A 26,304-nucleotide genomic window follows, 5' to 3' on the forward strand; every position below is an offset into this window, starting at 1 on the left:
CCCTTGTATGGATCGTGTGATTCGCGCGTATCAGCGTACCGATCTCGACACGCCGTGCGCGTTCCTGTTGTTCCGGCCCGCTTCAACGCCGGAACGGCCGGAACAACAGGAACGCGCACGGCGTGTCGAGATCGGTACGCTGATACGCGCGAATCACACGATCCATACAAGGGACCCCCAACTGTGACGTCCAACGGACACGAAAGCGGTAAACCCCTGCGCGCAGGCGATCCGCGCGAACTCGACGGCTATCGGATCGTCGGCCGCCTGGGACGCGGTGGTATGGGCACCGTGTACCTGGCCAGGGACGCCGCCGACCGTTCCGTGGCCGTCAAACTGATCCATCCCGACCTGGCCGACGACGAGTCCTTCCGGCTGCGGTTCGCCCGCGAGGTCGCCTCCGCCCGCCGGGTCGCCCGCTTCTCCACCGCCGGGGTCATCGACGCCCGGTTGGAGGGCGAACCCCTCTTCATCGTCTCGGAGTACGTGCCCGGGCCCAACCTGGACCAGGCGGTCCGTGGCGGCGAACCGATGCGCGGCGGAACCCTGGACGGTCTGGCCATGGGTGTGGCGGCGGCGTTGACGGCGATCCACGGTTCGGGGATCGTGCACCGGGACCTCAAGCCCGCCAACGTCCTGTTGTCTCCCGTCGGCCCGAAGGTGATCGACTTCGGGATCGCCCGCGCCCTGGACGACTCCGGCGGTGCGGTCACCCGGTCCAGCCAGCTCATGGGCACCCCCTCCTACATGGCGCCCGAACTGATCCTGGGAGAACAGGCCACGGCGGCGGCCGACGTCTTCGCGTGGGGCTGCCTGGTGGCCTTCGCGGGGACCGGCCGTGCGCCCTTCGACGCGGGCACCGTCCCCGCGGTGCTGCACAACATCTCCACCGCGCCGCCCAAGCTGGACGGGCTCGACCCGAGCCTGTTGGACCTGGTCGGGGCAGCGCTGGACAAGAAGCCGGAGAACCGCCCCACGTCCAAGCAGCTGCTGGCCCGCCTGACCGGCCAGCAGGAGCCGGGAGAGGCGGAGGTGCGGCGCACGATCAGCACCTCGTGGGCTCCGCCGAGCAGCACCCCGGTGCCCGGCCGACCTCCGGAGCCCACCGAGCCCGTGCTTCAGGACCAGGTACCGGTCGAGGACGCCACCACGCCGGTGGAGGGGCCGCCGGAGGGTCGGCCCACGGTCCCCGCCGCGGGCGCCGGGCCACAGGGCCCGCCCGCACCGGACCCGACGGAGCCCGTCACTCCGCCGCAGGGGCAGCCCTCGGAGCCTCGGTCGAGCTCGGCTCCGCCCCAGAATCATCTCCAGGCCCCGCATCAGCCCCACCAGGACCCTCGGTTCTCCACGCCCCATCAGGCCCAGCCGAACCAGCAGACGCCTCCCCACCAGGACCAGTTCCAGCAGCCCCCGCATCAGCAGACGCGGTTCCAGCAGCCCCCGTTCCAGCAGTCGGTACCGCCCGCCGAGCACACCCAGCGGTACCCCCAGGGCCACCTCCCCCAGTTCCAGAGCCCGCCGTCCGGTCCGCAGCAGGGCGGCTACGGCCACCACCCGTCGGGAGCGGGGGCCCATTCCGGACCGAGCGGTGGACACTCCCCGATCAGCGGCCCGCAGCAGCACCACCCCGGGTACCCGCCCGTGGCCCAGGGTGGGTACGGCCCGAACCAGCACCACCAGCCCCCGGGCGGGAACTCGCCCCACGAGGTGCCCGGCGGCCCCGGCGCCCCCAACGGTCCGCACGGCCCCAACGGCCCCCAAGGGCCCGGGCAGTCCCCGGGGTCGCCCAACGGCGGGAAACCAGGCGGTCGTCGCAGGCTGATGCTCATCGGCGGCGCAGCCCTCGTCGTCGTCCTCGTCGCGGGGGTGGGCGCCACCGTCCTGTTCTCCGGCTCGGACGATCCGCCCGAGGACACCACCAGCATCTACGTCACGGACTTCGCCACCGACCCCGGTTGGTCCGAAACCCGCACCTTCCACCCCGAGGACCCCGAGTACTCGGACGGCTACTGGGCCGAGCAGAACGCCGTGGTGTTCCAGCTCGACCCCACCCTCAACGACTCCCGGGGCACGATCGTCCCCTACGACAGGCAGACCCCGGACCGCGTCCTCATCAGCACCAACCTGGTTCCGCTGGAAGGCCCCGCCGAGACCAGCTTCGGCGTGCGCTGCTGGGACCAGGCGGGCGAGGACGAACGCACCATGTACGAGGCGCTCCTGCGCTTCGACGGAGCCCAGGCGCAGATCCGTCGGGTGACTGAGGAGAGCGGGGACACCGCGATCGCCGAGACCTCGGAGGTCAGGGGGTTCGAGCCCTTCGACCTCCTCGACGAAGAGTCCGGGGTCGAGGGGTTGCCCTACGACGTCGACGTGGACGACCTGGTCACCAACAACCTCAAGCTCGCCTGCGAGTACGTGGCCGAGGACGGCGAGGACCCGTACATCGACCTGCGCATGTGGGTCAACGACGAACTCGTGCTCTCCGCCACCGACCAGCAGCCGCTGCCCGACGACGGCGACCTCGACGACGAGGAGCGGCGGAGGGTCGGCGTGGTCATGCGCCCCGGCCCGGGCACCGAACCGATCGCCGCGCTCTACACGGACTACGCTCTGCACAGGATCAACGTCGACGACTGAACCGGGACTCCGAGGCAGGCGGAAGGCCGCGCCCCGGCCCCGGTGGCGGCCCCCATCACCCACCGAGGAGAACCATGCGCGCGATCGTCATCGAGGAGCACGGCGGACCCGAGGTCCTGCGGTTGACCGAGACCGAGGCCCCCGTACCGGGCCCGGGCGAGGCACTCGTGGACGTCGAGGCCCGAGGCGTCAACTTCATCGACGTCTACCAGCGCTCGGGTGCCTACAAGGTCCCGCTCCCCTACGTCCCCGGGATGGAGGCGGCCGGGACGGTCGCCGCGTTGGGCGAGGGAGTCACGGACCTGCGGGTCGGTCAGAGGGTCGGCTGGGCGATGGCCCCGGGCGGGTACGCGGACCAGGCCGTGGTCAGTGCCGCCCTGCTCGTCCCGGTGCCCGACGCCGTCAGCACGGAACAGGCCGCCGCGCTCATGCTCCAGGGCATGACCGCCCACTACCTCACCCACTCGGTGCACCCGGTGGCCGAGGGCGAGACCGTGCTGGTGCACGCCGCCGCGGGCGGCACCGGGCTGCTCATCACCCAGTTGGCCAAGGCGCGCGGCGCGCGGGTGATCGGCACCGTGTCCACCGACGAGAAGGAGCGGATCGCCCGGGAGGCGGGCGCGGACGAGATCATCCGGTACACGCGGACCCCGGTGGCCCCGGCCGTTCGCGAGCTCACCGGCGGCGAGGGCGTGGCTGCGGTCTACGACGGGGTCGGCCGCGACACGTTCGACGCCAGTCTGGACTCGCTGCGTCCGCGCGGAGTCCTGGCCCTGTTCGGACAGTCCAGCGGCGCGGTGGAGCCGGTCGACCCTCAGCGGCTCAACAGCGCGGGCGCCGTGTACCTGGCCCGGCCGTCGCTCGCCTACTTCGTAGCCGACAGGCAGGAGCTCCTGGGGCGGGCGGGCGACCTGTTCGGGCTGGTGGGGACGGGCGCTCTGGACGTGCGTATCGGCGGCCGGTACGAGCTGGGCCAGGCGGGCGAAGCACAGGCCGACCTCGCCTCGCGGAGCACCACCGGCAAGCTGCTGCTGGTCTGAGCCCCGCCCCGCCCGGGTTTCCCGGACGGGACACTGCGAGGACCGGTCGGAGACCGGCCCCACTCGTGGGACGGAGGCGGATCCCCGGTTCGGGGCCCGCCTCCGTCAGGCTGGTCACTCGCGGGTCGGCGGTTCCCGGACCGGCCGGGCGTCGCCTCGTGACACCGTCACGGTTCGACGCCCACCCGGCCGGTCTCCTCCCCCCGGCTCAGCCCTCGTCGTCGGACTCCGGTGGCGACCCCATACGCGCACCGGCCCTTCGGACGTCGTCACGCGCGTCGGCGACGGCCTGCTCTGCGGCCTGGGCCGCCTCCTGCGCGGCCTGCGCGGCGTCGGACGACTGGGCCGGGTCGGGGCCGGTGATCTGCGCCGGTCCCGACTCCCCCTCCCCACCCTGGTCCTTGGTGGTGGAGGGCACGCTCCGGGCGGCGTCCCCGGCGAAGGCGTGGCTCACGTTCTTGACCGCCTCGGTCAGCTCACCCGGGATCACCCAGAAGGTGTTGCCCTCGCCCTCGGCCAGGCTCGGCAGCGTCTCCAGGTACTTGTAGGCGAGCACCTTGGCGTCGGCGTTGTTGGAGTGAACGGCCTGGAAGACGCGTTCGATCGCCTTGGCCTCACCGTCGGCCCGCAGGATGGCCGCCTGCTGGTCACCCTGGGCCTCCAGGATGGCCTGCTGGCGGGCGCCCTCCGCCTTGAGGATGCGGGACTGCCGCTCACCCTCGGCGTGCAGGATGGCCGCGCGCTTGTCGCGGTCGGCCCGCATCTGCTTCTCCATCGCCTCCTTGATGGTGGGCGGCGGGTCGATCGCCTTGATCTCGACCCTGTTGATGCGGATGCCCCACTTGCCGGTGGTCTCGTCCAGGACCCCGCGCAGCCGGGTGTTGATCTCCTCGCGGGAGGTCAGCGTCTTCTCGAGGTCCATGGAGCCGATGACGTTACGCAGCGTGGTGACGGTGAGCTGGTCTATGGCCTGGATGTAGTTGGCCACCTCGTAGGCGGCGGCCCTGGGCTGGGTCACCTGGTAGTAGAGGACGGTGTCGATGTTGACGACGAGGTTGTCCTCGGTGATGACCGGTTGCGGGCGCGAGCTGAAGACCTGTTCACGCAGGTCGAACTTGGAGTTGACCCGGTCCACTCCCGGGATGATGAAGTTCAGTCCCGGGTCCAGGGTGCGGATGTAGCGCCCGAAGCGCTCGATGTTGTAGGCGCGTGCCTGCGGGACGATCCGGATCGCCGACAGGGCGACGGCTACCAGCAGGACGGCGAGGATGATGAGCGGTATCGCAGATTCCATGTTCCGCACCTCGGTCCGGGGATGTGGCTGTGTTGGGTCTGTTCCGTTGTTCGGTTGGAGTGCTGACGCCGAACGCGCCCGCCCGGGTGGCGGGTTCACCGGAGGGGCTTCGTGCCGCTCCGGCGCCGCTCAGTCCTGGTCCGGACGGTTCTGTTCGGGCAGTTCGGGTGGTTCGGGTGGTTCAAGTGGTCCCGGGAGCGCCTCACGCGGGTAGACGACGGCGGTCGCGCCGTCGATCTCCATGACGTCGACGTGCGCCCCCACCGGGATCACCAGGTCCTCGTCGAGACAGCGTGCCGACCACTCCTCTCCTTGGAGCTTGACCCTTCCGCTGTCGGCGTCCACCTTCTGGAGCACGACGCCGGAGCGGCCCACCAGCGCGGCCGTGCCGGAACGGACGTCCGGTCCGCGCTTGAGCTGGCGGTCCATGATCGGTTTGACCAGGATCAGCCCGGCGGCGGACGCAGCCGCGAAACCGATGATCTGCACGACCACCGGGAGTCCGATGGCGCCGAGGATCCCGGCGACCAGCGCGGCCGCCGCCAGGAGTCCCAGCACGAAGGTCAGGGTGAGGAACTCGGCGACCCCGAGGGCGGCCGCGAGAATGATCCAGATCAGCCAGACAGGCATTTTCCTGTGGCCCTCCCGCTGTGGTTTCGGGTAGTCCTTAAGCTACCCACACATACCCGGCGCACCACAAGATCCCGGCAACAGATGCACGAATCGCGGCCCGCGACACCCCCGTCGCCGAGGGGTCGCGGGCCGCGTCCGTCACCGTCGGAGGCCGCGCCCGGTCACCTCCCGCCGGAGAACTGGTAGACGAGCTGGTAGGTGGGCCGGTTCTGCCAGGCGATCGGCCACATGTTGATGCCGCCCACGGACTGGTGGATCACGGTGTCCGCGCAGAGCTGCTCCCCGGCCGAACAGTGGTCGTCCCCGGGGTAGACGTCGCCCGCCGGGGTCGCGGCGGCCTCGGCGAGGCTGTCCAGCAGCACCGTGCGGCAGGAGTCGAGGTCACCCTCGCCGCAGTAGACCTGGTCACCGAGCGTGCCGTCCACCTCCTGGCCCAAGACCGAGCGCAGGTCCTTGTCCACGTAGGACCACCAGCCGTACTGGAAGGCCGAACCCCGGTGGGCCTGGCTCTGGTTGACGCTGCCGGGCTCTCCGCCGCCGATCGCCCCCGAGGGGGACTCGTCGGTCTGCGCGGCGCGGGTCAGCTGCGTGTACAGGTCCTCGCCCAGACCGGGCTCGAACTGCGCCCGCACCAGGAGCGGCCACCAGGCGTCCAGCACGCGGATGGCGTCCGCGTGGTCGTAGTACCCGGCGTCGCGCTGGGGTTCGCGCCGCAGGGAACCGGCCTCGGTCCAGGCCCGCAGGGACTCCACCGTCGCGGCCAGTTCCGGGTCGTCCACGGCCTCGGTGTCGATGACCTCCAGGAGCAGGGGGAGGACCTGTTCGGCGCGCAGGTCCGCGACCCCGGCCTCCATCATCGTGGCGGTGAGCGAGGCGGGCGTGAACTGGTGCCCGTCCCCGATCAGCCCGGACACCCTGCCGTCCAGCAGGTCGTTGCGGTGCACGGAACCCGTGGACCAACCCGAGGTGTAGCCCTGCGCGGGCTTGTTGTTCCAGTTGACGATGTAGTCCGGGTTGATCTCCTGGGGGTGGTCGGACTGCGGGTGGTAGTCGGCCTCGTTGGTGGCCGGGTCCCAGCCGGACCATCCGGAGCCGGAGTAGGCGTCGATCGGCAGGGTCGGGTTGGTGCCCGCCAACCGGACGGGGTTGGACCCGGAGTTGATGAAGGCGATGTCCGTGTCGTCCACGTAGTGCCAGTTGAACGCGTACCCGATGTCCTCGGCCGCCTGGGTGAAGGTCTCCGCGGAGGTGACCTGCCCCGGGTCGTTGAACCGCTGGAAGCCGAGGATGGAGTCCACCTCGCGCATGTAGGTGGACCGCAGTTCGGTGAAGGCCACCGGCGAGCCGTCCACGGTCGCGAACGACCGCACGAGTCCGTACTCGGACCTCAGTGAGGTCAGGGTGTAGCCTCCGGCCGGAGTGCCGTCGGCGACGGTCGGCGTCCAGTCGTTGCTGACGCTGAGCTCCTCGAACCCCGTGCAGCCGCCGGAGGAGTCCATGTAGGCGCGCGAGGAGGTCGACGGGTCGGACCCGTCGGTCTCGCACAGCTCCACCGCGAAGGTGTCGGTGATGTCCTGGCCCGCCGAGGTGGCGCTCCAGGCGTAGTCGGCGCCGCGCCCCATTTGGACGTAGAAGCTGACTCCGGCGAAGGAGGCTCCCCGGGCGCTGATCCCGGGCCCCTGGAGTTCCTGGAGCATCAGCAGCTGCGGGGAGAAGTAGCCGGTCTGCGGCCCCATCACCGCGACGGGATTGCCGCTCTCGGTGTGCTGGCCGGAGACGAGCAGGGCGTTGGACATGCCGCGCGGGTCGAGGAAGCCCTCGGGCAGGACACCGTCGTCGAAGATGCCCTCGGCGGCGGACAGGTCGCCGTCCTCGACCATCTGCTCCAGTTCGGCCTGCTGCTCCTCGGGGAGCTCCTCGACCGTCGGGGCGTCCGCACCGGGCACGTCGTCGCTCTGTTCCGAGCCCGCCCGCTGCGCCGTGGCGGCGGCGGACCCGTACTCGTCGTGCACGATGCTGTAGGGCTCGACGGAGCCGGCGTCCGGGACGACCTCGCCGACCGGGTCGTCCGGAGTCTGCGCGTAGGGGAACTCGCCGTCGACGCTGACCACGGCCTCCGGGTCGTTCTCCATGCGCCAGGCGTGCCAGAGCTCCAGGCCCTCCTCGGCGCCGTAGCGGTCCTGGAAGTTGGCCAGGACGATCGCCGCCTGGACCTCACCTCCACCGCCGCCGCCGAAGATCCCGCCGACCATCGCGGCGATGCCCACGACGTCCGTGGAGGTGAAGGGCTCGATCTCCCCCTTGTTGGTGATGGCGTCCTTGTGGCCCGTGAGGACGTACTCGCCGGGGAAGTAACGGCCGCTGTCCGCCTCGTCGATGTAGGCGTTGACGCCCTCCAGATAGGCGTCGACGTCGGCCAGCGCCTGGGCGCCCCGCTCGCCGCTGTCGGCGACCCGGTCGACCTGGATCTGCTTGTCCTCCTCCGTGTAGGGCGCGGTGCCCCACAGGTCCTGTTCGAGGCCCCGGTTGCCCTCGGCGCCACCGGCGAAGGAGGTGAGTTCACCCCGGCCGACCCGGCGCAGGACGTCCATGAGGAACAGGCGGTCCTCCCCCGCGGCGTACCCGGCACCGAACATGGTGCCCTCGCGGGTGGTGCCCTGGACGTGGGGGATGCCGTGCTGGCGGTCCCGGGTGATGGTGACGTCGTCGCGCGGCTGGTACCGGCGGTCGACGTTGCCCTCGTCGACACCGAAGCTGGCGTCGATGAAGAAGTCGTCGAGGCCCTCGTCCGTGAGGCCGTCGTAGTGGTGGACGAGGTTGTCGTACATGTCGAGCTGGCTCGACGAGTGCTTGGGCCGGGTGCCGAAGACCTGGTGGCCGAGGATCTCCACCAGTGTGGCGCTGCCGTTCTGGCCCGGAGGCAGGATGTCGAGGCAGGCCCCGGGGGCGCAGTAGTCCTCCGGCGCTGCCAGGGCCGGGGTCGCGGGAAGGGCGGCGACCAACGAGGCGGAGATCGCGAGGGCCGCTCCGGCGGCTCCCATACGGAGCCGTCGGGGCGGATTCGGGGGTCGGAGGTTCGGGGGCATGATGCGGTCACCACCTGGGGGTGCGGGCGATGGATCAGCCGTATGTTACGCACCGGTACACAAAGCGCGAAAGACTTTCACGTTCTCCACGAAAAATGGACCCCGGTCCCCCAAAAGCCTGGTTTGCAGTGACCCGGGACACACCTGCGGAAACCCGCAAGAGCAGCCTGTACCGCCGCCGACACACACCGTGGGCGCTGGCCACAACCGGCCACAACCTCATTCGTTGCGCCGCCGGGCACCGGTCACGGCGAACTCCTTTGACACAATCGGCCCATGAACCAGTACCCCGATCCCCCTCAGGGCGAGCCCTGGCAGCAGCCCAGCGGCGGAACCCCCGGCTGGGGCCAACCCCCCGAACAGCACACCGGCGGCCAGTTGGAGCCCTACGGGGCCCCCACCGGCGGGTACCAGCCCCACGACGGCGGCATGCCGCACGAACCCACCCTCGACACCATCGGGGACATCGCGATCACCCAGAACACGGTGATCACCCCGTCCGGCCGCTTCCCCATCCAGGGGACCGTCTGGACCATCAGCGACATGAGCCGCACGGAGCGGACCACCCCCGTGTGGGCGATCATCGTCGCCATCCTGATCTTCTGGTGGACCTGCCTCCTCGGTCTGCTCATCCTCCTCGTCAAGGAGGACAAGACGACCGGACATGTCCAGGTCACCGTGCAGGGCGGCGGTCACTACCACGCCACGCAGATCCTGGTGAGCAACCGGTCCTACGTGCAGCACGTCAACCAGCAGGTCAACTACGCGCGCAGCCTCGCGTCCTGAACCCTCCCAGGGTCGGCCGCCAAGGCGGCCGATCCTGGATTCCACGCTGACCGGCGTTCGAGCAGCCCCTCCCCTCCACCGGTCAACAGCGCCCCTGGGCAGCACCAAACCCCTGCAAACCAGTGTTTGCCACGCAATGTATTCGCCCATACACCTAGAGCAGCCTAGAGTCGACCCAGGAGGGGCAGAACATGCTGTTCACGGTGGCGTCCCTGGTAGGACAGTGGTGGATCTTCTGAGCCTCAGAGTGACCCCCGACGCCGGCGCGCACCCGGGAGTTCACGAAACACCCGTCGCACAGCAGCGCACCAGGGGTTAATCACCGGTAACGTGGTGCGCGAAGCCCATAGCGACCGATTTGGTGGAACACACGTGGTAACGAGATGCAACTACGAATCACCGTAGTTGGTCAGACTTTGCCCTCCCTTGGGCGACATCCGCCGAATGCCCTAGGATGTCTCACCGAGGGACCAGCGGCACACGCCGCATCCCCAGGTCACAGGCCGACCACACAGCGCGACCAGGCGCCACAATTGAACCGAGCACCCATAGCTCAGTGGATAGAGCATCGGACTTCTAATCCGACGGTCGCAGGTTCGAATCCTGCTGGGTGCACCACAAAACCCCAGTTCACACGGGGTGCACGAGGACCTCGGAAGAGGTCCTCGCGGCGTTTGGGGGCCATGTGTGCTCCTCGTGTGCTCCCCAGTACAAGGTGAGTGCAGGTGGGGATCCACCTCCCGGAGCACTTTGCCGGGACGTGACCGTGCCCACCAGGGCAGGATGGCGGGCCACCCCGGCGGGTGCCACCAAACGCCCGCAGCCGCACCATCCGCCCTATTCCCGACCAATGGCCCGGCACACGCCGAAGAAGCCGTCTGCGGCCACAGACAGCCCCATCCCGGTCATGACGCTAACCGAGTGCTCACTATCAACAGCAGACCAGTTTCATCCAGGAAGCCGAGTGCCTTTCCGTAGCGTCGACAGGTTGGCCTTGACCGACACGATCCGCAATCTGGCCTCCCGAGCGTGGAAGGCGTGCCACTGAGAAGCGAGCTCTCGGCTCTTGAGGCGTTGCCCGATCTCCTCTCCCGCAGGCAGGGAGTACAACTCGAAGACACCCCAGCCCTCATGCTGATCCACGAACCGCTGCACCAACTCCCGGAACCCGGGATCCTCGTGGTCGACATGGCAGTCCCCGGGGTGTGTGATCTGGGTGTCCTCGATCGGGCATGCACGAGGTCCGGGTTTGGCGAACTCGGCAGTCCGGAACTTCTCGATCTGATCTCGGACCTCGTGACGCAACGCCGCCGTAACCCGTTGGGAGATGGTTTGGCCTTGGATCAGCTTCGTGTAACCGAAGTCGTCCTCCGTACCATCGCTCCGGACAATGAAAAGTGAGCGGTTGCGCCGGTGTTGAGGATTGACCCGGACTTCGAACCGTTCGATCCCCGAACCGATCTTGCGTAGCGGGTCGGTGTGCATCTGAACGAGGTCCAACAAGAGTTGCTCGTCCCGGGGGGCGGTGACTGCAGTGCCGATGTCGTAGCTGCGCAAGATGCGCTGGAACTCTTTGGTCGCTGCGCTCTTGGAAGGGAACCATCGATCCCCGACAGAGATAGCTTGAGATGCCATGTACTCATCCTGCCAGCCGGGCACTGGTAGATGGAACCGGCAGAGAAATTTCCTCGACGGGGAAGGCCAAAGCGACGCCCTGTTTTCGACGACAGAGCCGCTGCGCTTCACCATAAACCCCGGCGTCGCTTCATTAGCGAATGCCTTTGCAGAAAACACGGGAAACGAGCAATCTTAACTTGGGAGCACTTGCCTCCCGCCATTAGGGAGGCAGTGATAAATCGACGACCTTGCCGTTATTCAGGGGCACGAGAACCCTGGGGGCTCCCTGCCTTATGAAGCAACAAGCCATCGCTTCTAACAGCAACCACTTTCAAAATCTACTAAACGACACCACCCACCCCCAAGAATATAAATTACCAAACTCTTCAAGTAAATCCAAAAATTCCATGAACCTAGGATCCAACTACACAATCCTAGCCACACCAGAGTTCCGCCCAGTCTACTCAATTGGCGATAGAAGAAAGCACGAGGCTTGCCAGGAACTCGCAACTGGAGGCCTTTTTTAGAGATTTTTCAACAGCCGCCATTGAATCAGACCTGCTTTCAAAGTGAGAAATGATCAATTCGAGAGCAATCGGAACAATTGTCGCAGCTTTGTCGATAATTGGCCCCCAATCAGCATCGGGGTCATCGATAGCGTCCATATTCTGCTGACGCATCACAATATGGACGATCAGCAGTTCTGCAGATTCAGCGATGACACGGGCACTGCCGTGAAGATGCGCGCGGATCTCTTCCAGCAATTCCTGTACTCGTAGCAGAATTTGAACTGAGCGCCATATTCTCATAACTGAAGGAGAGTCCTGCTCGAAGAGAGTCGTATAGGCCCCTTTAGGGCCCGTCTGCCATAGCAGGTCTCGATTCGCCTGGACACGTGCAATGACATCGGAAGTACTGCGTGCACAGGCCAGCGCGAGTGCAGCTTGCACCGCCGTGCACCCCTCAGCTGGAGCGGGAACATTTGCGTCGGATTCCAAGGCGTATTTTCGACCCAGGAGGCGCTCAAACTCACCACGAATTTCCAACTGAGTGAGATCGCGCGAAAGGAAGTCGACTGGCCTGACCGCATCCTGTGAATTGGTTGCGCGGGCAATTTTTCTTCCGAAGCCACTTGGGCTGTTTTCCAGCGTTACGATCCGCACGGATACATAAGCTGCGGATACCACATCCGGGGCCTTCTGCATTGCAGCGTAGATCGCCAGAACAGTTTGAGCACCATTGACAACGCGAGCATCATTAAGCGTAAGGGAGACTACCCCCGAGGAAATTCCGCGCATTCTTTCCGGAATAACACTTTCGCAGATCACAGTGATTCCATTGTTAAAATACCAAAATTCATCCGGATGATTCGTCAGCGTCTCAATTATATTATGCGTGTGCGTGTGGCCGAGCGACGTGCGAATATTAAGCGAGAACAAACTATTGCGGTGGGCCTCGTACCACTCCGCAACCCCGGCAACCGACATGACGCCCTGATAAGAATCGAAAGGCCCATCAACATGGATCCATCGCCCCAGGGGCGCCTGTACTTGAAGTGGCGAAGTATCAACTTCTTGTGTGGCCTGCCAAATTCTCCGAGCATCCCATGCTTCGATCGCCAAGAATTCATCAATAAAGTTGAACTCCTCATTCATGGAACCCAGGCCATCGATTGAACCTATATCCAACCGCCTCAAAGATGGAGTTGCCAGGATAAGCCGAATTTTGCAACGAGGGTCGCTAAGAACAGCATCAATCTTGGCGACATGGCGTTGAATTTTTGCATTGAATTTTTGATAATCCAGGCTTACAAGAAGCTGAATGCCCCGCCTTACCTTTAAGATATCCACAAGATCAAAACCTGCTTGCCCAGTGTTACTCCACTTGCTCTGGACAATGAGAATTTCTTTTCTCTCAACTGCGACCGCAATAGCATCTATTCCATTATCCCCAGCCCCATCAATAACGTGATCTGCCGCCATCGAACTTTCGCAGTCAAGCCACCTCCGCACGACTAGGGCCGAGAGCGCACGGGAGAGGAATCCGGCATCAGAAACTGATCCTCCCGTCTCTGCCATGTCAATCAGTCCACTGAATTCTTTTTCTAGAGCGTGGCCAATTTTTGATATCTCTCGAGGCCTTCGTAGGGCACCGCCAGCCTCAGTTGATGCAGTAGCAAGGGCACAAATCCGCGCCAGATTCTGTGGATTTGACTCTACCCACGAGGTTGACAAAACCTGCTGCAAGACCCCCCGGTCACCATGCTCGGTATCGCCAGCAACAGAAGCGAACCATTTGTGCACGAAATCAGCTATCTGCTGACCACTGAACTCCTCTAGCGCAAATCGCGAAAAATCCCTCAGTACGTGATCACGAAGATTGACTTGAGTTGGACGAGAAGTAATAAGAATTCGGACACTCGGGTATTGAACAGCGAAGGCGTTCGCGGTATCAACCAAACGTCCCACCTCTTCAGGAGAGGCGATTTCGTCTAGGCCATCGAATATCACCATGGGCGATCCCTTACGGAGAAGGCGCTCCACAAGGCCCTGGGGAGGACTTTTTTGCAGGGCCATCTCCAACATCCGATCGATGAGCTCGGTGACGAGCGCGGTTCGGCCCAACGGCGAAACGATGTCACGACATGGAAGGAGAAACACCTCGGCATCGCCATGCTGTGCGTGGGAGTAGGCAAGGTGCTGGCACAGAGTGCTCTTACCGCTACCAGGCCCCCCGAGAAGGAGCGTCTTGGCGATCCTTCGCTCGAAATCAGTCTGTGAAATTTCCTCGGATTCCTCCTTCGATTGGTCGACGATCGTAGGAGTTACATAGATGGAGCTGAGACTGGTTTCCGACCGGGGAGCAGGCGAAGCCAGCGTATGGGTTCCGTACGTACGGAGCATGTACTTGCGGTAGTGCTCAAGGTACTCGGCATCTCGGCCTTCTTCCTCGGTTAGCGCACGAGGCTTCTTGACCGCAGTATTCATCCACAGTTGATGGAACCGCTCGGTGTCACCACCCAGTGCCTCCACTAGGCGTTCGACGACCTCCCAGCGAGGAACCGCACGACCGTGGAGGACGTCGGAGATCGTAGTGTGGCTCGCCACGCGGCCAGCCATCTCAGCAAGCCCTCGCAAGGACGGGTTACCCGCCTGCAAGCGAAGACTGCTGAGCTCGGCGGCCAGGGACGCCAGCTCCTCAGACTGCGTGTTCGAGCTCTTGCGGTGTTCCATGTGCCCTCCGCCTCAATGTGTTGTAAAGTGTTCGAGTCATGTACTCTTACACTACCCCCTAGCGCTTGGACAGGCGGATACTTCACCATGACGGAGCTCCCCGCACCACAAGACGTCGCGCGAGACTTCGTCTGGAACTACATACGTGATAAGGGCCGCAGACCGACGGTTGGAGAGGTGGACCGGGTACTGTACAGGGATCACGCTGTCAGCGCGGACCCGGCTTCCGCTCTACCTGTCGATCTGTTCACCATCACTCCGGCGCTGCCTGATGGGCGAACCAACGACGACGCCTCGGTGGGCTTGACATTGAACGGAGTTCCTGACAGCCCCGAGGGTAAACGCGTACTGGACCTGGTCTTCACGGCGATCCGCCAGGCTGCCGACCGGGAGCGGGAGTTTGAGCCTGCCTTTCCGGGTGAAACGGCAAGGTTCACCGCATCGGACTTTTGTGATTTCAACCAGTTGGGCAGGAGCGGAGCAGACCGCCTTCTTCCTCTTGTCGGCGAGCTCCTCCGTTCAGAGCACTGGGGTGGCACCTGGATTGAAGGATCAGAAGGTTTTTGGGCTTTCGAAGTTTCCCGCGACGTCCGGCAATTCAATGGAGTCTCCGATCTCGAAACCTACCTTCGGCGCCGATCCCATTCACGCCGAACATTTCACCCAAAGATGAATTCATTTTTTTGGGCGGCGGCAGCTAGCGCTTTCGCTGTAGCTGGTGTTTTTATCGCAACTCCCCAGCAATGGCCACTAGACCAAACAATAAGCTTCACAGCCACCACTCCGGCCATGATTTTGTCCCTCCACTTTCGAAACCTTGATCGCCACTTGTACACCTGCATTGCCTTTGCGTTTATTTCAGCCACATGGTTCATAGTCAGATTCTACATCTAACCCCATCGTGGCGCGGCGAAAATAGCCAAATTCTCAAAAAGTCCAATAAACTACTTTTTTACACCTGGAGGGTTGAAGGTTACACATTTCCAGTAGCAGTCCGATTGTTACTTCAGGCCAGGGGACCTTTAATCCGATGGTCCACAGGCCCCGGGCACGAGGAAACCCCAGGCCAGAACGGATGAACCCGTATCCCAACCCGGGGCCGGAGCCCTTGTGGGGCTCCTGGTGTGCTCCCCTGAACCGGCTACCGCATCGGCACCACACCACCCGACCCCGCAGGAGCCGCCGCCCCGCACAGCAGCGCAGCCGTGGCCTCGGCCGCTGCTTTGGCCACGTCCGGGAACACCGTCTGGTAGGTGTCCTGAGTGAAGTGCGCGGTGGAGTGGCCCAGCTCGACCGAGACCACCTTCACGTCCGTTCCCGCGGCCAGCGCCATCGAGGCCGCCCCGTGGCGCAGCCCGTGCAACGTGATCGGCGGAAGTCCGGCTGCTCGAGCGACCCGGGCGAACCAGTCACTAACATGCGAGGGCCACCACCCCTCCCCGTTCTGGCGGGTGAACACCAACCCCGAATCCACCCACTCCGGGCCCGCTTTCAGGCGGGCCTGGTTCTGGAACTTCTTCCACCCCCGCAGCACCTTCACGGTGTCTGCGTCCAGGGTGATGGTGCGCTGGCCCGCCTCGCTTTTAGGAGTTGAGGTGAGGGTGGTCCAGGACAGCTGCACCACCTGGGTGCGGATATCCGCTTCAGCGTCGGTGAGCCGGGTGTGGGCCCAGGGCAGGCCGACGGCTTCGCCCCGGCGTAGGCCTTTGACGGCGATCAGGTGGAACAACGGGTACAGCCACACGTACTTGCGGGAGTGTTCCAGGAAGGTGCGGGTCTGCTCGGGGGTCCACACCATCACCTCCCCCGGCACCGTCCCGCCCTTCTCCCACCGCTCGACTCGCCCCGGGGTCCACACCATCACCCCCCCGGCACCGTCCCGCCCTTCTCCCACCGCTCGACTCGCCCCGGGGTCAACACCAGCGGGCGTTTCCTCGGACATGAGGGAAGGCGTGCGTAGGAGGCGACGTTGACGTTCACCGGGTCCTCCGGGCTGCGCACCGCATCCGAGAGCGCACTGCGCAAGGTCGCGCGGATGCGCTGCTTGGTCGACAGACTCACCACCCGCTGGCCTTGGACCGATGCCCGCACTTTCGCGTCCTCGGATTCGCGGGCTTCGAGGATCTGCTCGTTGTTGGCTTCGATCCACTCGAACATCGCCTCGACCTGGCTGGACTTGAGCCTGTCCAGCCGGATCTTGCCCAGCTGCGGCACCAGGTACTTACGGATGTGGCCGGCGTAGGAAGTCCGAGTTCCCTCCGCCAGGTCAGGCTTGGCCGCAAGCCACGACTTGAGAAAAACGCCTACGGTGGGGGCTTCCTTGCGCACATCAGCCCCCGTCCCCAAACGCTGGCGCACCTCTTCCACCGAGGGGAACGGGGTGCGGGCCTTGAGGGCGTTCTGGATCAGGTCCGCGATCTGCACCTCCACATCCCCCTCACCCTGGGCCAGATCGAGAAGCGCTTTGAGGTGGTCCAAGGCTTCCCACGCCTGCTCCTGGCTCTCCAACCCGGTTCGGCGGGCCTGACGCCGCTTCCTCTCGCTCGTGCGTGGGAGTTCGAGTTGGTACCCCCAGTCGCCGTGGCGGGGGTTGAACGCCCCGCCCTGACGCCGCAGCTTCGGTTGCAGTCCGCTGAGGTGGACTTCTTCTGCCTCAACGACGTCGACACTCCGGATGAAGCCCAGGAAGCGGTGGCTCTGATGGTTCACGGGTTCCTGGAGCCCCGATTCCCGTTCCCCTCCCGCTACGAGAAGAGCTCCTGACCGGACGGTCCCTCGCGGCCTCTTCCGGCACCCGAGCCATGGCGGGTTGGCTCCTGGGCTGCTTCCCGGAACCGTTGCGAGGCCACTCGCCGCGGGAGAGGTCGTAGCCGAAGCAACCTCTCGAAAGGCCGCCGCGATCGGGGCGGGCGCGGCGGCCCTCGGGGCGGGGTGGATCAGCCGGAGGGGTACTCGACGGCGATGTCCAGCACCCAGGTGATGCCGAAGCGGTCGGTGAGCTGGCCGTAGAGCGGCGCCCAAGCGGAGGGGCCGATGGGCTGCCTCACCTCGGCTCCCTCAACGAGCTTGTCCCAGTAGCCCTGGAGTTCGGCGGGATCGGAGCCGCGAAGGGAGACGAAGAACGGGTCCTTGCCCTGGTCCCAGTCCAGGTTCGGGTAGGCGTCGTAGGCCATGACGCGGAATCCGTTGTCGGCGGTGACCTGCCCGAAGGTGACGTGGTCGGCGGTCTCCGGGTCGGTGCTTCCCATGTCGGCGTAGCTGGCAATGCTCAGCTCACCTCCGAACACGGACTGGTAGAACTCCAGGGCCTGGCGGGCGTTGCCGCGAAAGTTCAGGTGCGGGGTGACGTTGACGGTCATGACCAAGGCTCCTTGTGCTTGGGGAGAGCCGGACGGGCTCTGCCGGGTACAAGGCAAGACTCGCGGTGGTAGCGGTCATATCCCGGCCGCTTCTCGCGCAGAATGGACGCCATGGCCACGTCACCCTCGCGGATGTTGAAGCTGCTGTCGTTGTTGCAGACCAGACGGGACTGGCCTGGGCGAGTTCTCGCGGAGCGCCTGGACGTCAGTGATCGCACGCTGCGTCGGGACGTCGACCACCTGCGCGAACTCGGCTACCGGATCATCGCGGTCAAGGGTCCCGACGGCGGATACCGGCTCGACGCGGGTTCGGAACTGCCGCCGTTGCTGTTCGACGACGACCAGGCAGTCGCGCTCGCGACCGCCCTTCAGGTCGCCGCCGTGTCGGGGGCCACGGAAGGCGAGGCGGCCCTGCGGGCACTGGCGACCGTCCGACAGGTGATGCCCTCACGGCTGCGGCACCGGATCGATCGTCTGACGTTCACGACACTTCCCGGTGTCGCCTCATCACCGGTGGATCCGGACGTGCTCGTCGCGGTCAGTACGGCGGTCAGGGAGTGCGCGGTCCTGCGATTCGACTACGTGTCGGTGGGCAGTGATCCGACGGCCAATCCCTCTCGGCAGCGCGTCGAACCGCATCACGTCGTGTTCGGGAGCGGACGCTGGTACCTCGTCGGCTGGAGCCTGGACCGGGAGGCCTGGCGTGTGTACCGGCTCGACCGGATGACACCCGGCATTCCCACCGGTCCGCGTTTCACTCCGCGCGACGTGCCCGGTGGAGACGCCGGTGACTTCCTCGCGGGCAGGTTGAAGGGATCGGAGACCGGGGACGCCTGGCCCTGCACCGGCGAGGTGGTCCTGGAACTGGCCGCACGGGAGGTGATTCCGTTCGTTCACGATGGAACCGTCGAGGAACTCGGCCCGGATCGATGCCGACTGGTCGTCGGTTCCTGGTCCTGGGTGGCGCTGGCGGCCTCGATCGGTAGATTCGACGCCGCCGTCTCCGAGGCCTCACCCCGCGAGCTGGCCGACGCCTTCGGCGAGCTCGCCCGCCGCTTCGCTGACGCCGCTGAGCGGGGTCAGAGCGAACCCGCTTAGCCGTGTCACTCCTCTGGCACGTGGGACCGCAGCCGTTGGACCAGGGCGGCGATCCGCTGTTCCCGCAGTTCCGGGGCTGCGGTGAGGATCTGGAGGAGCAGGGGGTACCGCTCGGCTGCGGTCAGGCTCGCGAATCGTGACTCCGCGGTGGGCGATGCTCTCAGGGCCTCAGTGAGGTCGGCGGGCATCTCGATGGTCGCCGACCCGGGGTAGGCGCGTTCCCAGCGGCCGTCGCTTCGGGCCCTGTCGATCTCCGCCTGCCCCCGTGGCCGCATGCGTCCCTGAGCGGTCAGTTCCTGGGCGATCCCGACGTTGCGCAGCGACCAGGTCGACCTGTTCCGTCTGGGGGTGAACCGCTGAAGGAACGTGCTGGCGTCCCTCCTCTCCTTCCGGCCGTCGATCCAGCCGCTGCACAAGGCTTCCTCGAGTGCCTGGGCATAGGTGAGGGACGTGGGTGAGGACGTTCCCTTCTTGGCCAGCACCAGCCAGGCACCGTCCGAGGTGCCCTCGTTCGTGTCGAGCCATGCCCGCCATGCTGCCGCGTCGGAGACCAACAGGGGTTCTTCGTCCATGGACCCACTCTGACGTGGGCACCGGTCGGATCGTGTCCGCTACTCGGTGAGATTCCGAGTACTACCTCGGAGTTCTCACCCCTGGTACGGGCACGTCGGCGCGAGCATCCCGGATACGAACCTCCTCCTCCGTTCGGGTGGCCGGAGGCACTCCAATCCCGACGCAGGTGTCGGGATTGGGATGAGCCACGCCCTCAGGGCAGGTCGGCGATCGCCCGCAGGCGTGAGCGCAGCCGTGCGGCCATGTCGACCTCTCCGGGTGCGAGCAGCCACTGGATCTGGAGGCCATCCATGAGCGCGACCAGCTCGAACTCCAGGCCCTCGATGGTGACACCGGGGCGCAGCAGGCCACGCCGCTCCAGATCGGCCAGGGCTCGCGACACGTCATGGCGCAGGTCGGCGTAGCGGCGGCGGAAGTAGGCGTGCGCGGGGTGGGCGGGATCGCAGGCCTCGGTGGACAGCACCGCGAACAGGGAGACGATGCCGGGTTGTGCCTGGTTGTGTTCCACCACGCGTGTCAGGCGGTGGAAGTAGTCGGCCCCGTCGTCGGCGGGGTCGTGCCCGTCGAAGAACAGCTCGCCGTTGACCCGGTCGCGTTCGGTCAGCACCGCCTCCAGCAGGGCTTCCTTGGTGGGGAAGTGGTGCAACAGCCCGGCCCGGGAGACACCGCAGGCCGCGGCCAGACCCGCCATGGTGGCACGGTGGTAGCCCACGGCGCCGAAGACGGTCAGGGCGGTCCGCACGATCTCCGCACGGCGGCGCCGCCCCTTGACGTAGCCGCCAGTGTCGGCCTCGGGAGGCGGTTCGTCGATGGGTTGGAGGGCGCCGGTGGTCATGCGGGTGACGGCCTCGCGGATCTCGGCGAGGCCCCTCGGGGCGGAGTCCAACGCGCTGTGGATGGTCAGCCCCTCGATCAGGGCGTCCACCACGCTGGCGGTGAGCGGGTCGAAGTGGCGCTCCAGGGCGGCGCGGCTGCGACCCATCCACTCCACGGTGATGTCGCGGAAGGAGGGGTCGCGTGCGGCCAGGGTGTACAGCTCGTGGGTGAGCACCAGTTCGGGCGGGGAGCTGAAGACGTCGTCGGCGATGACCGCCACGACCGCGTCCACGGCCTGGGGCCGGTCGCGCGCGGTACGCAACCGCTCCTCGAACCTGTCGCTCACCCTGTGGGCGAAGCGGGTCAGGGCCTCTCGCAGCAGCTCGTCCATGCCGGAGAAGTGGTAGGTCATCGAGCCCAGCGGTACGTCTGCGGCCTGCGCGATCCGACGGTGGGAGGCTCCGGTCACCCCTACCGAGGCGATGACGTCCAGGCAGGCGTCGATGATGCGGTCCCGACGGTCGGGGTCGTGGCGACGGGACACTCGGGCACCTTTCCGGTCGAGGGACCTGTTCCTGCCGGGCGGTCGGCGGAGCGGCCCTGGGAAGACCGTACCCCGGCCCTCCTCGCGGCTGCCGTGAAGGGGAAGAAGGCGGGCACGAGTGCCTGTCGCACGCCCTGCGGCATGTGTACGATCGTACTCATGATCGTTCACGAGACCACCGGCCCCACCTTGCGGGACCGTCGGGCGCGGGTGGCCGTGGGGGCGTTGTTCTTCACCAACGGCGCCCTGTTCGCCAACCTCATCCCCCGCTATCCGCAGATCAAGGCCGACCTGGAACTGGGTGAGGCCGCCTACGGGCTCGCCGTCGCGGCCTTCCCCGCTGGCGCGATCGCCGCCGGGCTGGGCGCGGCCGTGCTCATCCGCCGGTTCGGGTCGGCCCGAGTGGCGGTGCTGGGCACCGTGGCCACGGGCCTGGGCACCTGGGCGGCCGCCTTCGCACCGAGCCTGTGGATGTTCGCCGCCGCCCTGTTGGTGGCCGGAGCGATGGACTCCCTCACCGACGTGGGCCAGAACGCCCACGGACTGCGGGTGCAGCGCCGCTACGGGCGCTCCATCCTCAACAACTTCCACGCCGTCTGGTCCATCGGCGCGGTCACCGGGGGAACGATGGCGGCCACAGCCATCGCCTGGGAGATCCCGCGCCAGGTGCATCTGGGACTGAGCGCCGTGCTGTTCTCCGCCGTGGCGCTGTGGGCGCTGCGCTGGTGCCTGCCCGGACCCGACAACGGAGCCGAGGAGGACGGTGCGGCCACGCCGACCGAGATCGCCGACCAGGCCGTCGACGCGGCTCGCAGGCGCCTGTGGGTGGTCTGGGTCCTGGTGGCTCTGGTCCTGCTGGCCATCTCTGGCAGCGTCGTCGAGGACGCGGGCAGCACGTGGGCCGCGGTCTATCTGTCGGGATCGCTGGGCGCCCCGGCCGCCGTGGCAGCGACGGGTTTCATCGCGATGGTCGGCGCCCAGTTCGTGGGGCGCATGATCGGCGACCGGTGCGTGGACCGGTTCGGCCAGCGCGCGGTGGCACGCGTCGGCGGGGCCCTCACCGCCGTTGGCATGGGCCTGGCCCTGGCCTTGCCCACCGTGCCGGGCACCCTGGTCGGCCTGGCCGTCGCGGGCCTGGGCATGGCCACCCTGATCCCCGCGGCCATGCACGCCGCCGACCAGATCCCGGGCCTGCGCCCGGGGACGGGGCTGACGGTGGTCTCCTGGCTGATGCGTCTGGGTTTCCTGCTGTCCCCGCCCCTGGTGGGCCTGGTCGCCGAGGAGACCAGCGTCCGGCTGGGCCTGACTCTGGTCCCGGTCGCGGGACTCGCCGCCATCGCGCTGGCCGGAGTCCTCTCCGACCGGACGAGCAGGTTTCCGAGACCGACCACAACCCAGGAGGCACCGTGAACACCGCACCCGCCCCGCGCCGCGTCGGCGCCATGCTCCCGCGCGACCTGGCCTCGGACCAGGTCCTCGACTTCGCCCGCCGATCCGAGACGCTGGGCTTCGACGAACTGTGGGTCGTGGAGGACCTGGGCTTTCGCGGCGGCGTCGCCCAGGCCGGTGCGGTGCTCGCCTCGACCTCACGGATCAGGGTGGGGATCGGCATCCTGCCCGCCGGGGCGCGCAACGCGGCCTTCGCCGCCATGGAGGTCGCCACCCTGGCGCAGCTCTTCCCCGGACGGCTCACCGTCGGCATCGGTCACGGCATGCGCGACTGGATGGAGCAGGTGGGTGCCCGTCCAGCCAGCCCGCTCACTCTGATCCAGGAGTACGCCACCACCCTGCGCACCCTGCTGCTGGGGCGCCCTGGCCCGGCCCCGGGCCGGTACGTCCACGCCCAGGACGTGCTCCTGGACCAGCCGCCCGCCCAGGTGCCCCCGCTGGTGTTGGGGGTGCGCGGGCCCAGGTCACTGGCGGTGGCCGGAAGGGTCGCCGACGGCGTCCTCCTCGCGGAGCCCGCCAACCCCGCCTACATCCGCGCGGCCCTGGACCAGACCCTCAGCGATGTCCCCGAGCACGCACCGATGGTCATCACCTACGACGCCGCCGCCGTGGACGCGGACCCCGAGGTCGCTCTGGAGCGGGTGCGTCCCGCGCTCGCGTCGGTGGGTGACCGGGACTGGGCCCCGCACATCGCTCCCCTGCCCTTCGCCGAAGAGCTGGCCGCGCACCGTGCCGCCTGTTCCGGACCCGAGGAGTTCGCCGCGACCCTGCCCCGGGCCTGGGTGGAGGAGCTGACCCTGGCAGGAACCCCGGAGACGGTCAGCGTCGGGATCGCCGCCCGGCACGACGCGGGCGCCCACACGGTCGTGCTCGCCCCCGCCGGGCCCGACCCCCGTGCTGAGCTGGAGCGACTGGGTGGGGTCCTGGAGCACCGGCTGCGGTGAGTGTGGACCCAGGGGGCAGGCGCGGCGACGTCCACCCGCCAGCGGCTCATCCTCACGGTGAGCCCGCGCGGCAGGTCCGGTCCACGGGTGTCGGACCAGCCGCCCCCGGGCAGCACCGTTTCCGGGCGTGCGCCTGATCCGACCCCGCCCGGAAACGGGCAGGCCGCCTGTGCCAATCTGGGACGCCGAACGCGGACGAAACGGGAGTTGACCATGAGCGACCTGATGAGACCGGGTGTGTGGGGTGTGCTGGCCACACCCTTCACCGGTGAGGCCCTGGATGTCGACACCGCGGGGATCGAACAACTCGTCAAGCACGCGGAGAGCGCCGGGGTCACCGGATTCACCGTGCTGGGCGTCTTCGGGGAGGCCGCGCAGCTCGACCGCGAGGAACGCCGCCTGGTCCTGGAGACGGTCCTGGCCGCCACCGATCTGCCGTTGGTCGTGGGCTGCACGAGCCTCGGCACGGCCCCGACCATCGAGGAGGCGACGACCGCCGTCGAACTGGTCGGCGACCGGCTCGCGGGCGCCATGGTCCAGGTCAACAGCGCCGACCCCCGGGTGCTCGAAGCCCACTTGGACGCCGTCCACCAGGCCACCGGCGCGGACCTGGTGGTGCAGGACTACCCGGTGGTGAGCGGCGTGCGCGTCTCCGCCGCCGCGTTGGGCGACCTCGTCGCCCGAAAGCCCTACGTCAGCGCGGTCAAGGCGGAGGCTCCGCCGACCCCCGCCGCCGTCGCCGAGCTCACCGCGCGCTGCGACGTGCCCGTGTTCGGCGGCCTGGGCGGGATCAACCTGCTCGACGAGCTCGCCTGCGGCGCCGCGGGCGCGATGACCGGCTTCTCCTACCCGGAGGCCCTGGTGGAGTGCGTGAACGCCTGGGACCCCTCCGACCCGGGGCGCAGTCGTGCCGCGCTGCTGGAGTACCTGCCGCTGATCACCTTCGAGCAGCAGGTGGGGATCGCCCTGGCCATCCGCAAGGAGTGCCTGCGCCAGCGCGGTCTGATCGCCGAGTCCGGTGTCCGCGCACCGGCCAGGAGCCTGCCCGAGTCGCTGCGACCGCTGCTCACCGACCACATCGCCCGCGCCCAGGCACTCTGACGGGTGCGGCGGGCGGAGTGAGTCCCCCCGCGAGGGCGGCCTCGCGGGGGAGCTCCCGGTGACCGGGAGCCGGGGTCGGGTCAGCTGGTCGCTTCTCGGGTGCCTGTTCGGGGATCACCTGGGTCTGGCCCGTGCTCATCGGCCCGCCGAAGAAGCCCCCCGAGACGCACGTGCGGGCCGCACCCGGTCTCCGCTGGTCCGCCGAGACGCCGGGTCACGCCCCGGCGCTGAGACCGCTGGCCCGCCTGACCGCGGCGTACCCCAGGGCCTCCTCCAGCTCGGCCACGGCCAGCCGCATCCGCTCCACCACGGCGGGGTCGGAGTACTCGCCCCGAGCGTTCGTACGCGACCCCGCCCGCGAGACCACCACGCAGTCCACGAGCACGGCGCCCAGCAGCGTGAGGGTGGGCATCAGAGGAGCGTGGGCGCGCATGCCGCCCGCCTGGCCCGGCGACGCGCTCACCAGGAGGGTCGGCTTCCCGACCAGCCCGCCGGAGCCCACCAGCCAGTCGATGGCGTTCTTGGTGACCCCCGCCGGACCGTGCGCGTACTCCGGGGTCGCGATCACCACGCCCTCGGCGCGCCCCGCCAGTTCACGGAACTCCCGGACCGCCTCCGGCCAGGAGTCCTCGTCGTTCTCCACGTCCGGGTTGAACAACGGCAGGCGCCCGGCGAGGTCGCCGCCGACCACGGTGGTCCGTGTCCCCACTCTCTGGGCGAGGTCCAGAAGGGCCGCGTTGAACGACCCCCGACGCAGACTTCCGCAGACGCCCAGCACGACGTGGTCCGGCATGTACCCGCCTTCCGAGATGCCCCGCACCACCGCCGTGCCGTGTCGACGCGGCGGTGCCCGGCCCTGGAGGGCCCGGGCCACGAGTGTGTCACCCGCTCGGCCGCGACAGGTTCCGGATCGGTTCGGCCAGTTCGGTCTCGAAGAACGTGAAGAAACCCTCCGGGTCGGGGCCGGCGTTGATCAGCGCCAGGTGGTCGAACCCCGCGTCCACGAACTGCCGCGCCATGTCGATGTGGCGTTCGGGGTCAGGGCCGTATCCGAAGCCCTCCGCCATGTCCTCGGTCCTGATCAGGGCGGTCGCCGCCTCGAAGTTGACCGGGTTCGGCAGCTCGGCCTGCACCTTCCAGCCCGTGAGCCCGAACCTGAAGAGCTCCCGTGCGGACTCCAGCGCGGTGCGGTCGTCGGCGGCCCAGGCCAGGGGCACCTCGCCGTAGCAGGGACCGTTGCCGCCCCGTTCCCGGTAGGTGTCGGTGAGCGCGGAGTCGGGTTCGGTGGCGAAGAGGCCGTCCCCTTGTTCGGCCGCGAGTACGGCCGCCCTGGGCCCTCCGGCGGCCACGACCACCCGGGGCGGGAGCTCGGGGAGGTCGAAGACGCGGGCGTCCTCCAGGACCAGGTGCTCGCCCCGGTAGGAGTGGTAGCCACCGGACCAGAGCAGCCGCATGATCTCCACGGCCTCCTCCAGCATCTCGTGGCGCACCGTCACGCCGGGCCACCCCCGGCCCACCACGTGTTCGTTGAGGCGCTCCCCCGCGCCCACACCGAGCGTGAAGCGTCCCTCGGAGAGGATCGCCGTGGTGGCCGCCGCCTGGGCGATGATCGCCGGGTGGACCCGCAGGAACGGGCAGGTCACCCCGGTGGCGATCTCGATGCGTCCGGTCCGTTCGGCGATCGCGGCCAGCATGGACCACACGAACCCGGAGTGCCCGTGGCTGAACAGCCACGGATGGAAGTGGTCGCTGATCTCGACGAAGTCGAACCCGGCCCGCTCGGCGCGTACCGCCTGTTCCACGATCTCGCGGGGCCCGTAGCCCTCGGCGAAGAGCTTGTAGCCGATCCGCATGCGTACCTCCTCGACCGGTTTCCTGGTCGTGTCCGGTTCACCTGTGGCCCTGACCCGTGCGACCTCTACGGAAACACCCTCTCCCGGAAAGACGTGCCGTGCCGAAGGCGCCCCGTGGCGCCGGGCACGTGCGGCTTCGGTCCGTCGGGCGGGGCGGTCCAGGAAGGCCGATCCGAGGGAGGCGCCCGTGAACGACCCAGCGACCACCCGCACGAAGCCCCCCACCCGCACGAAGCCCCCC

At 67.4% G+C, this 26,304-nt stretch carries 22 protein-coding genes and 1 tRNA gene; 11 read left to right on the forward strand and 12 right to left on the reverse strand.

The window, feature by feature from the left end:
• The 3 genes from ADX84_RS26755 to ADX84_RS20355 form a co-directional block, all read left to right on the forward strand.
• Positions 1-187, forward strand: a 187-nt coding sequence (locus ADX84_RS26755) for a hypothetical protein (protein ID WP_234004096.1), incomplete at its 5' end; no start/stop codon positions are given.
• Positions 184-2,637, forward strand: coding sequence for a protein kinase (locus ADX84_RS20350; RefSeq protein WP_049577866.1), 2,454 nt, complete (start codon positions 184-186; stop codon positions 2,635-2,637). The genes ADX84_RS26755 and ADX84_RS20350, both read left to right, overlap by 4 nt.
• A 74-nt stretch (positions 2,638-2,711) precedes the next feature.
• Positions 2,712-3,677 carry a quinone oxidoreductase gene (locus ADX84_RS20355; protein ID WP_049577869.1) on the forward strand — a complete coding sequence of 322 codons (966 nt, stop codon included), beginning with the start codon at positions 2,712-2,714 and terminating at the stop codon, positions 3,675-3,677.
• A gap of 208 nt (positions 3,678-3,885) precedes the next feature.
• On the opposite strand, the gene ADX84_RS20360 is transcribed toward ADX84_RS20355, so the two are convergent.
• The 3 genes from ADX84_RS20360 to ADX84_RS20370 all read right to left on the reverse strand — a co-directional run bounded on the left by ADX84_RS20360 (position 3,886) and on the right by ADX84_RS20370 (position 8,645).
• On the reverse strand, positions 3,886-4,971 hold the full coding sequence (locus tag ADX84_RS20360; protein ID WP_049577911.1) for an SPFH domain-containing protein: 1,086 nt from the start codon (positions 4,969-4,971) through the stop codon (positions 3,886-3,888).
• A 129-nt stretch (positions 4,972-5,100) separates the two neighbouring features.
• Positions 5,101-5,601, reverse strand: a complete 501-nt coding sequence (locus ADX84_RS20365; RefSeq protein WP_049577872.1) for an NfeD family protein — start codon at positions 5,599-5,601, stop codon at positions 5,101-5,103.
• Positions 5,602-5,765: 164 nt separating this feature from the next.
• Positions 5,766-8,645 carry a penicillin acylase family protein gene (locus ADX84_RS20370; protein ID WP_199776650.1) on the reverse strand — a complete coding sequence of 960 codons (2,880 nt, stop codon included), beginning with the start codon at positions 8,643-8,645 and terminating at the stop codon, positions 5,766-5,768.
• Between the two features lie 321 nt (positions 8,646-8,966).
• On the opposite strand from ADX84_RS20370, the gene ADX84_RS20375 reads away from it, so the two are divergent.
• Both ADX84_RS20375 and ADX84_RS20380 read left to right on the forward strand, forming a co-directional pair.
• A complete protein-coding gene (locus ADX84_RS20375; protein WP_049577880.1) occupies positions 8,967-9,476 on the forward strand; it encodes a hypothetical protein in 510 nt (169 codons plus the stop codon).
• A gap of 542 nt (positions 9,477-10,018) precedes the next feature.
• Positions 10,019-10,094 (forward strand) — tRNA-Arg (locus ADX84_RS20380).
• Between the two features lie 330 nt (positions 10,095-10,424).
• Here the strand turns inward: ADX84_RS20380 and ADX84_RS20385 are convergent.
• Entirely contained in the window at positions 10,425-11,135 is a 711-nt protein-coding gene (locus tag ADX84_RS20385; RefSeq protein WP_049577884.1) for a DCL family protein, read from the reverse strand.
• 422 nt (positions 11,136-11,557) lie between these two features.
• Positions 11,558-14,326 carry an AIPR family protein gene (locus ADX84_RS25735; RefSeq protein WP_082206656.1) on the reverse strand — a complete coding sequence of 923 codons (2,769 nt, stop codon included), beginning with the start codon at positions 14,324-14,326 and terminating at the stop codon, positions 11,558-11,560.
• Positions 14,327-14,413: 87 nt separating this feature from the next.
• Between ADX84_RS25735 and ADX84_RS26100 the strand changes: the two genes are divergently transcribed.
• Positions 14,414-15,220, forward strand: coding sequence for a hypothetical protein (locus ADX84_RS26100; protein WP_156208143.1), 807 nt, complete (start codon positions 14,414-14,416; stop codon positions 15,218-15,220).
• Between the two features lie 247 nt (positions 15,221-15,467).
• Here ADX84_RS26100 and ADX84_RS25740 read toward each other — a convergent pair whose 3' ends face one another.
• Positions 15,468-16,187: a site-specific integrase gene (locus ADX84_RS25740; protein WP_234004101.1), complete on the reverse strand. Its 720-nt coding sequence runs from the start codon at positions 16,185-16,187 to the stop codon at positions 15,468-15,470.
• Positions 16,187-16,756 (reverse strand): hypothetical protein, encoded by a 570-nt coding sequence (locus ADX84_RS26760; RefSeq protein ID WP_369801127.1) that lies wholly within the window; start codon positions 16,754-16,756, stop codon positions 16,187-16,189. Before ADX84_RS26760 ends, ADX84_RS25740 begins: the two co-directional genes overlap by 1 nt.
• A gap of 207 nt (positions 16,757-16,963) precedes the next feature.
• On the opposite strand from ADX84_RS26760, the gene ADX84_RS26765 reads away from it, so the two are divergent.
• Positions 16,964-17,089 carry a hypothetical protein gene (locus ADX84_RS26765; protein WP_369801128.1) on the forward strand — a complete coding sequence of 42 codons (126 nt, stop codon included), beginning with the start codon at positions 16,964-16,966 and terminating at the stop codon, positions 17,087-17,089.
• A 173-nt stretch (positions 17,090-17,262) separates the two neighbouring features.
• Here the strand turns inward: ADX84_RS26765 and ADX84_RS20400 are convergent, their stop codons facing one another.
• Complete coding sequence (locus tag ADX84_RS20400; protein WP_049577892.1) at positions 17,263-17,685, reverse strand: VOC family protein; 423 nt, start codon at positions 17,683-17,685, stop codon at positions 17,263-17,265.
• 111 nt (positions 17,686-17,796) lie between these two features.
• On the opposite strand from ADX84_RS20400, the gene ADX84_RS20405 reads away from it, so the two are divergent.
• Positions 17,797-18,783, forward strand: a complete 987-nt coding sequence (locus ADX84_RS20405; RefSeq protein WP_049577915.1) for a YafY family protein — start codon at positions 17,797-17,799, stop codon at positions 18,781-18,783.
• Positions 18,784-18,788: 5 nt separating this feature from the next.
• On the opposite strand, the gene ADX84_RS20410 is transcribed toward ADX84_RS20405, so the two are convergent.
• Both ADX84_RS20410 and ADX84_RS25750 read right to left on the reverse strand, forming a co-directional pair.
• The gene (locus tag ADX84_RS20410; protein ID WP_049577896.1) at positions 18,789-19,355 is read right to left on the reverse strand and encodes a YdeI family protein; all 567 of its coding nucleotides are present in this window, start codon (positions 19,353-19,355) and stop codon (positions 18,789-18,791) included.
• Positions 19,356-19,549: 194 nt separating this feature from the next.
• The gene (locus ADX84_RS25750) at positions 19,550-20,716 is read right to left on the reverse strand and encodes a TetR family transcriptional regulator (RefSeq protein ID WP_082206661.1); all 1,167 of its coding nucleotides are present in this window, start codon (positions 20,714-20,716) and stop codon (positions 19,550-19,552) included.
• Positions 20,717-20,875: 159 nt separating this feature from the next.
• On the opposite strand from ADX84_RS25750, the gene ADX84_RS20420 reads away from it, so the two are divergent.
• The 3 genes from ADX84_RS20420 to ADX84_RS20430 all read left to right on the forward strand — a co-directional run bounded on the left by ADX84_RS20420 (position 20,876) and on the right by ADX84_RS20430 (position 24,210).
• A complete protein-coding gene (locus ADX84_RS20420) occupies positions 20,876-22,126 on the forward strand; it encodes an MFS transporter (protein WP_049577898.1) in 1,251 nt (416 codons plus the stop codon).
• Positions 22,123-23,109 (forward strand): LLM class flavin-dependent oxidoreductase, encoded by a 987-nt coding sequence (locus ADX84_RS20425; RefSeq protein ID WP_049577901.1) that lies wholly within the window; start codon positions 22,123-22,125, stop codon positions 23,107-23,109. The genes ADX84_RS20420 and ADX84_RS20425 overlap by 4 nt, the downstream gene beginning before the upstream one ends.
• Before the next feature lie 213 nt (positions 23,110-23,322).
• Complete coding sequence (locus tag ADX84_RS20430; protein ID WP_049577925.1) at positions 23,323-24,210, forward strand: dihydrodipicolinate synthase family protein; 888 nt, start codon at positions 23,323-23,325, stop codon at positions 24,208-24,210.
• Positions 24,211-24,424: 214 nt separating this feature from the next.
• On the opposite strand, the gene ADX84_RS20435 is transcribed toward ADX84_RS20430, so the two are convergent.
• Complete coding sequence (locus ADX84_RS20435; RefSeq protein ID WP_049577904.1) at positions 24,425-25,003, reverse strand: NADPH-dependent FMN reductase; 579 nt, start codon at positions 25,001-25,003, stop codon at positions 24,425-24,427.
• Between the two features lie 88 nt (positions 25,004-25,091).
• Positions 25,092-26,063: a TIGR03557 family F420-dependent LLM class oxidoreductase gene (locus tag ADX84_RS20440; protein WP_049577908.1), complete on the reverse strand. Its 972-nt coding sequence runs from the start codon at positions 26,061-26,063 to the stop codon at positions 25,092-25,094.
• Positions 26,064-26,304: the final 241 nt, after the last annotated feature.

This window comes from Nocardiopsis sp. SBT366, from assembly GCF_001083815.1.
Taxonomy (GTDB): Bacteria; Actinomycetota; Actinomycetes; order Streptosporangiales; family Streptosporangiaceae; genus Nocardiopsis; species Nocardiopsis prasina.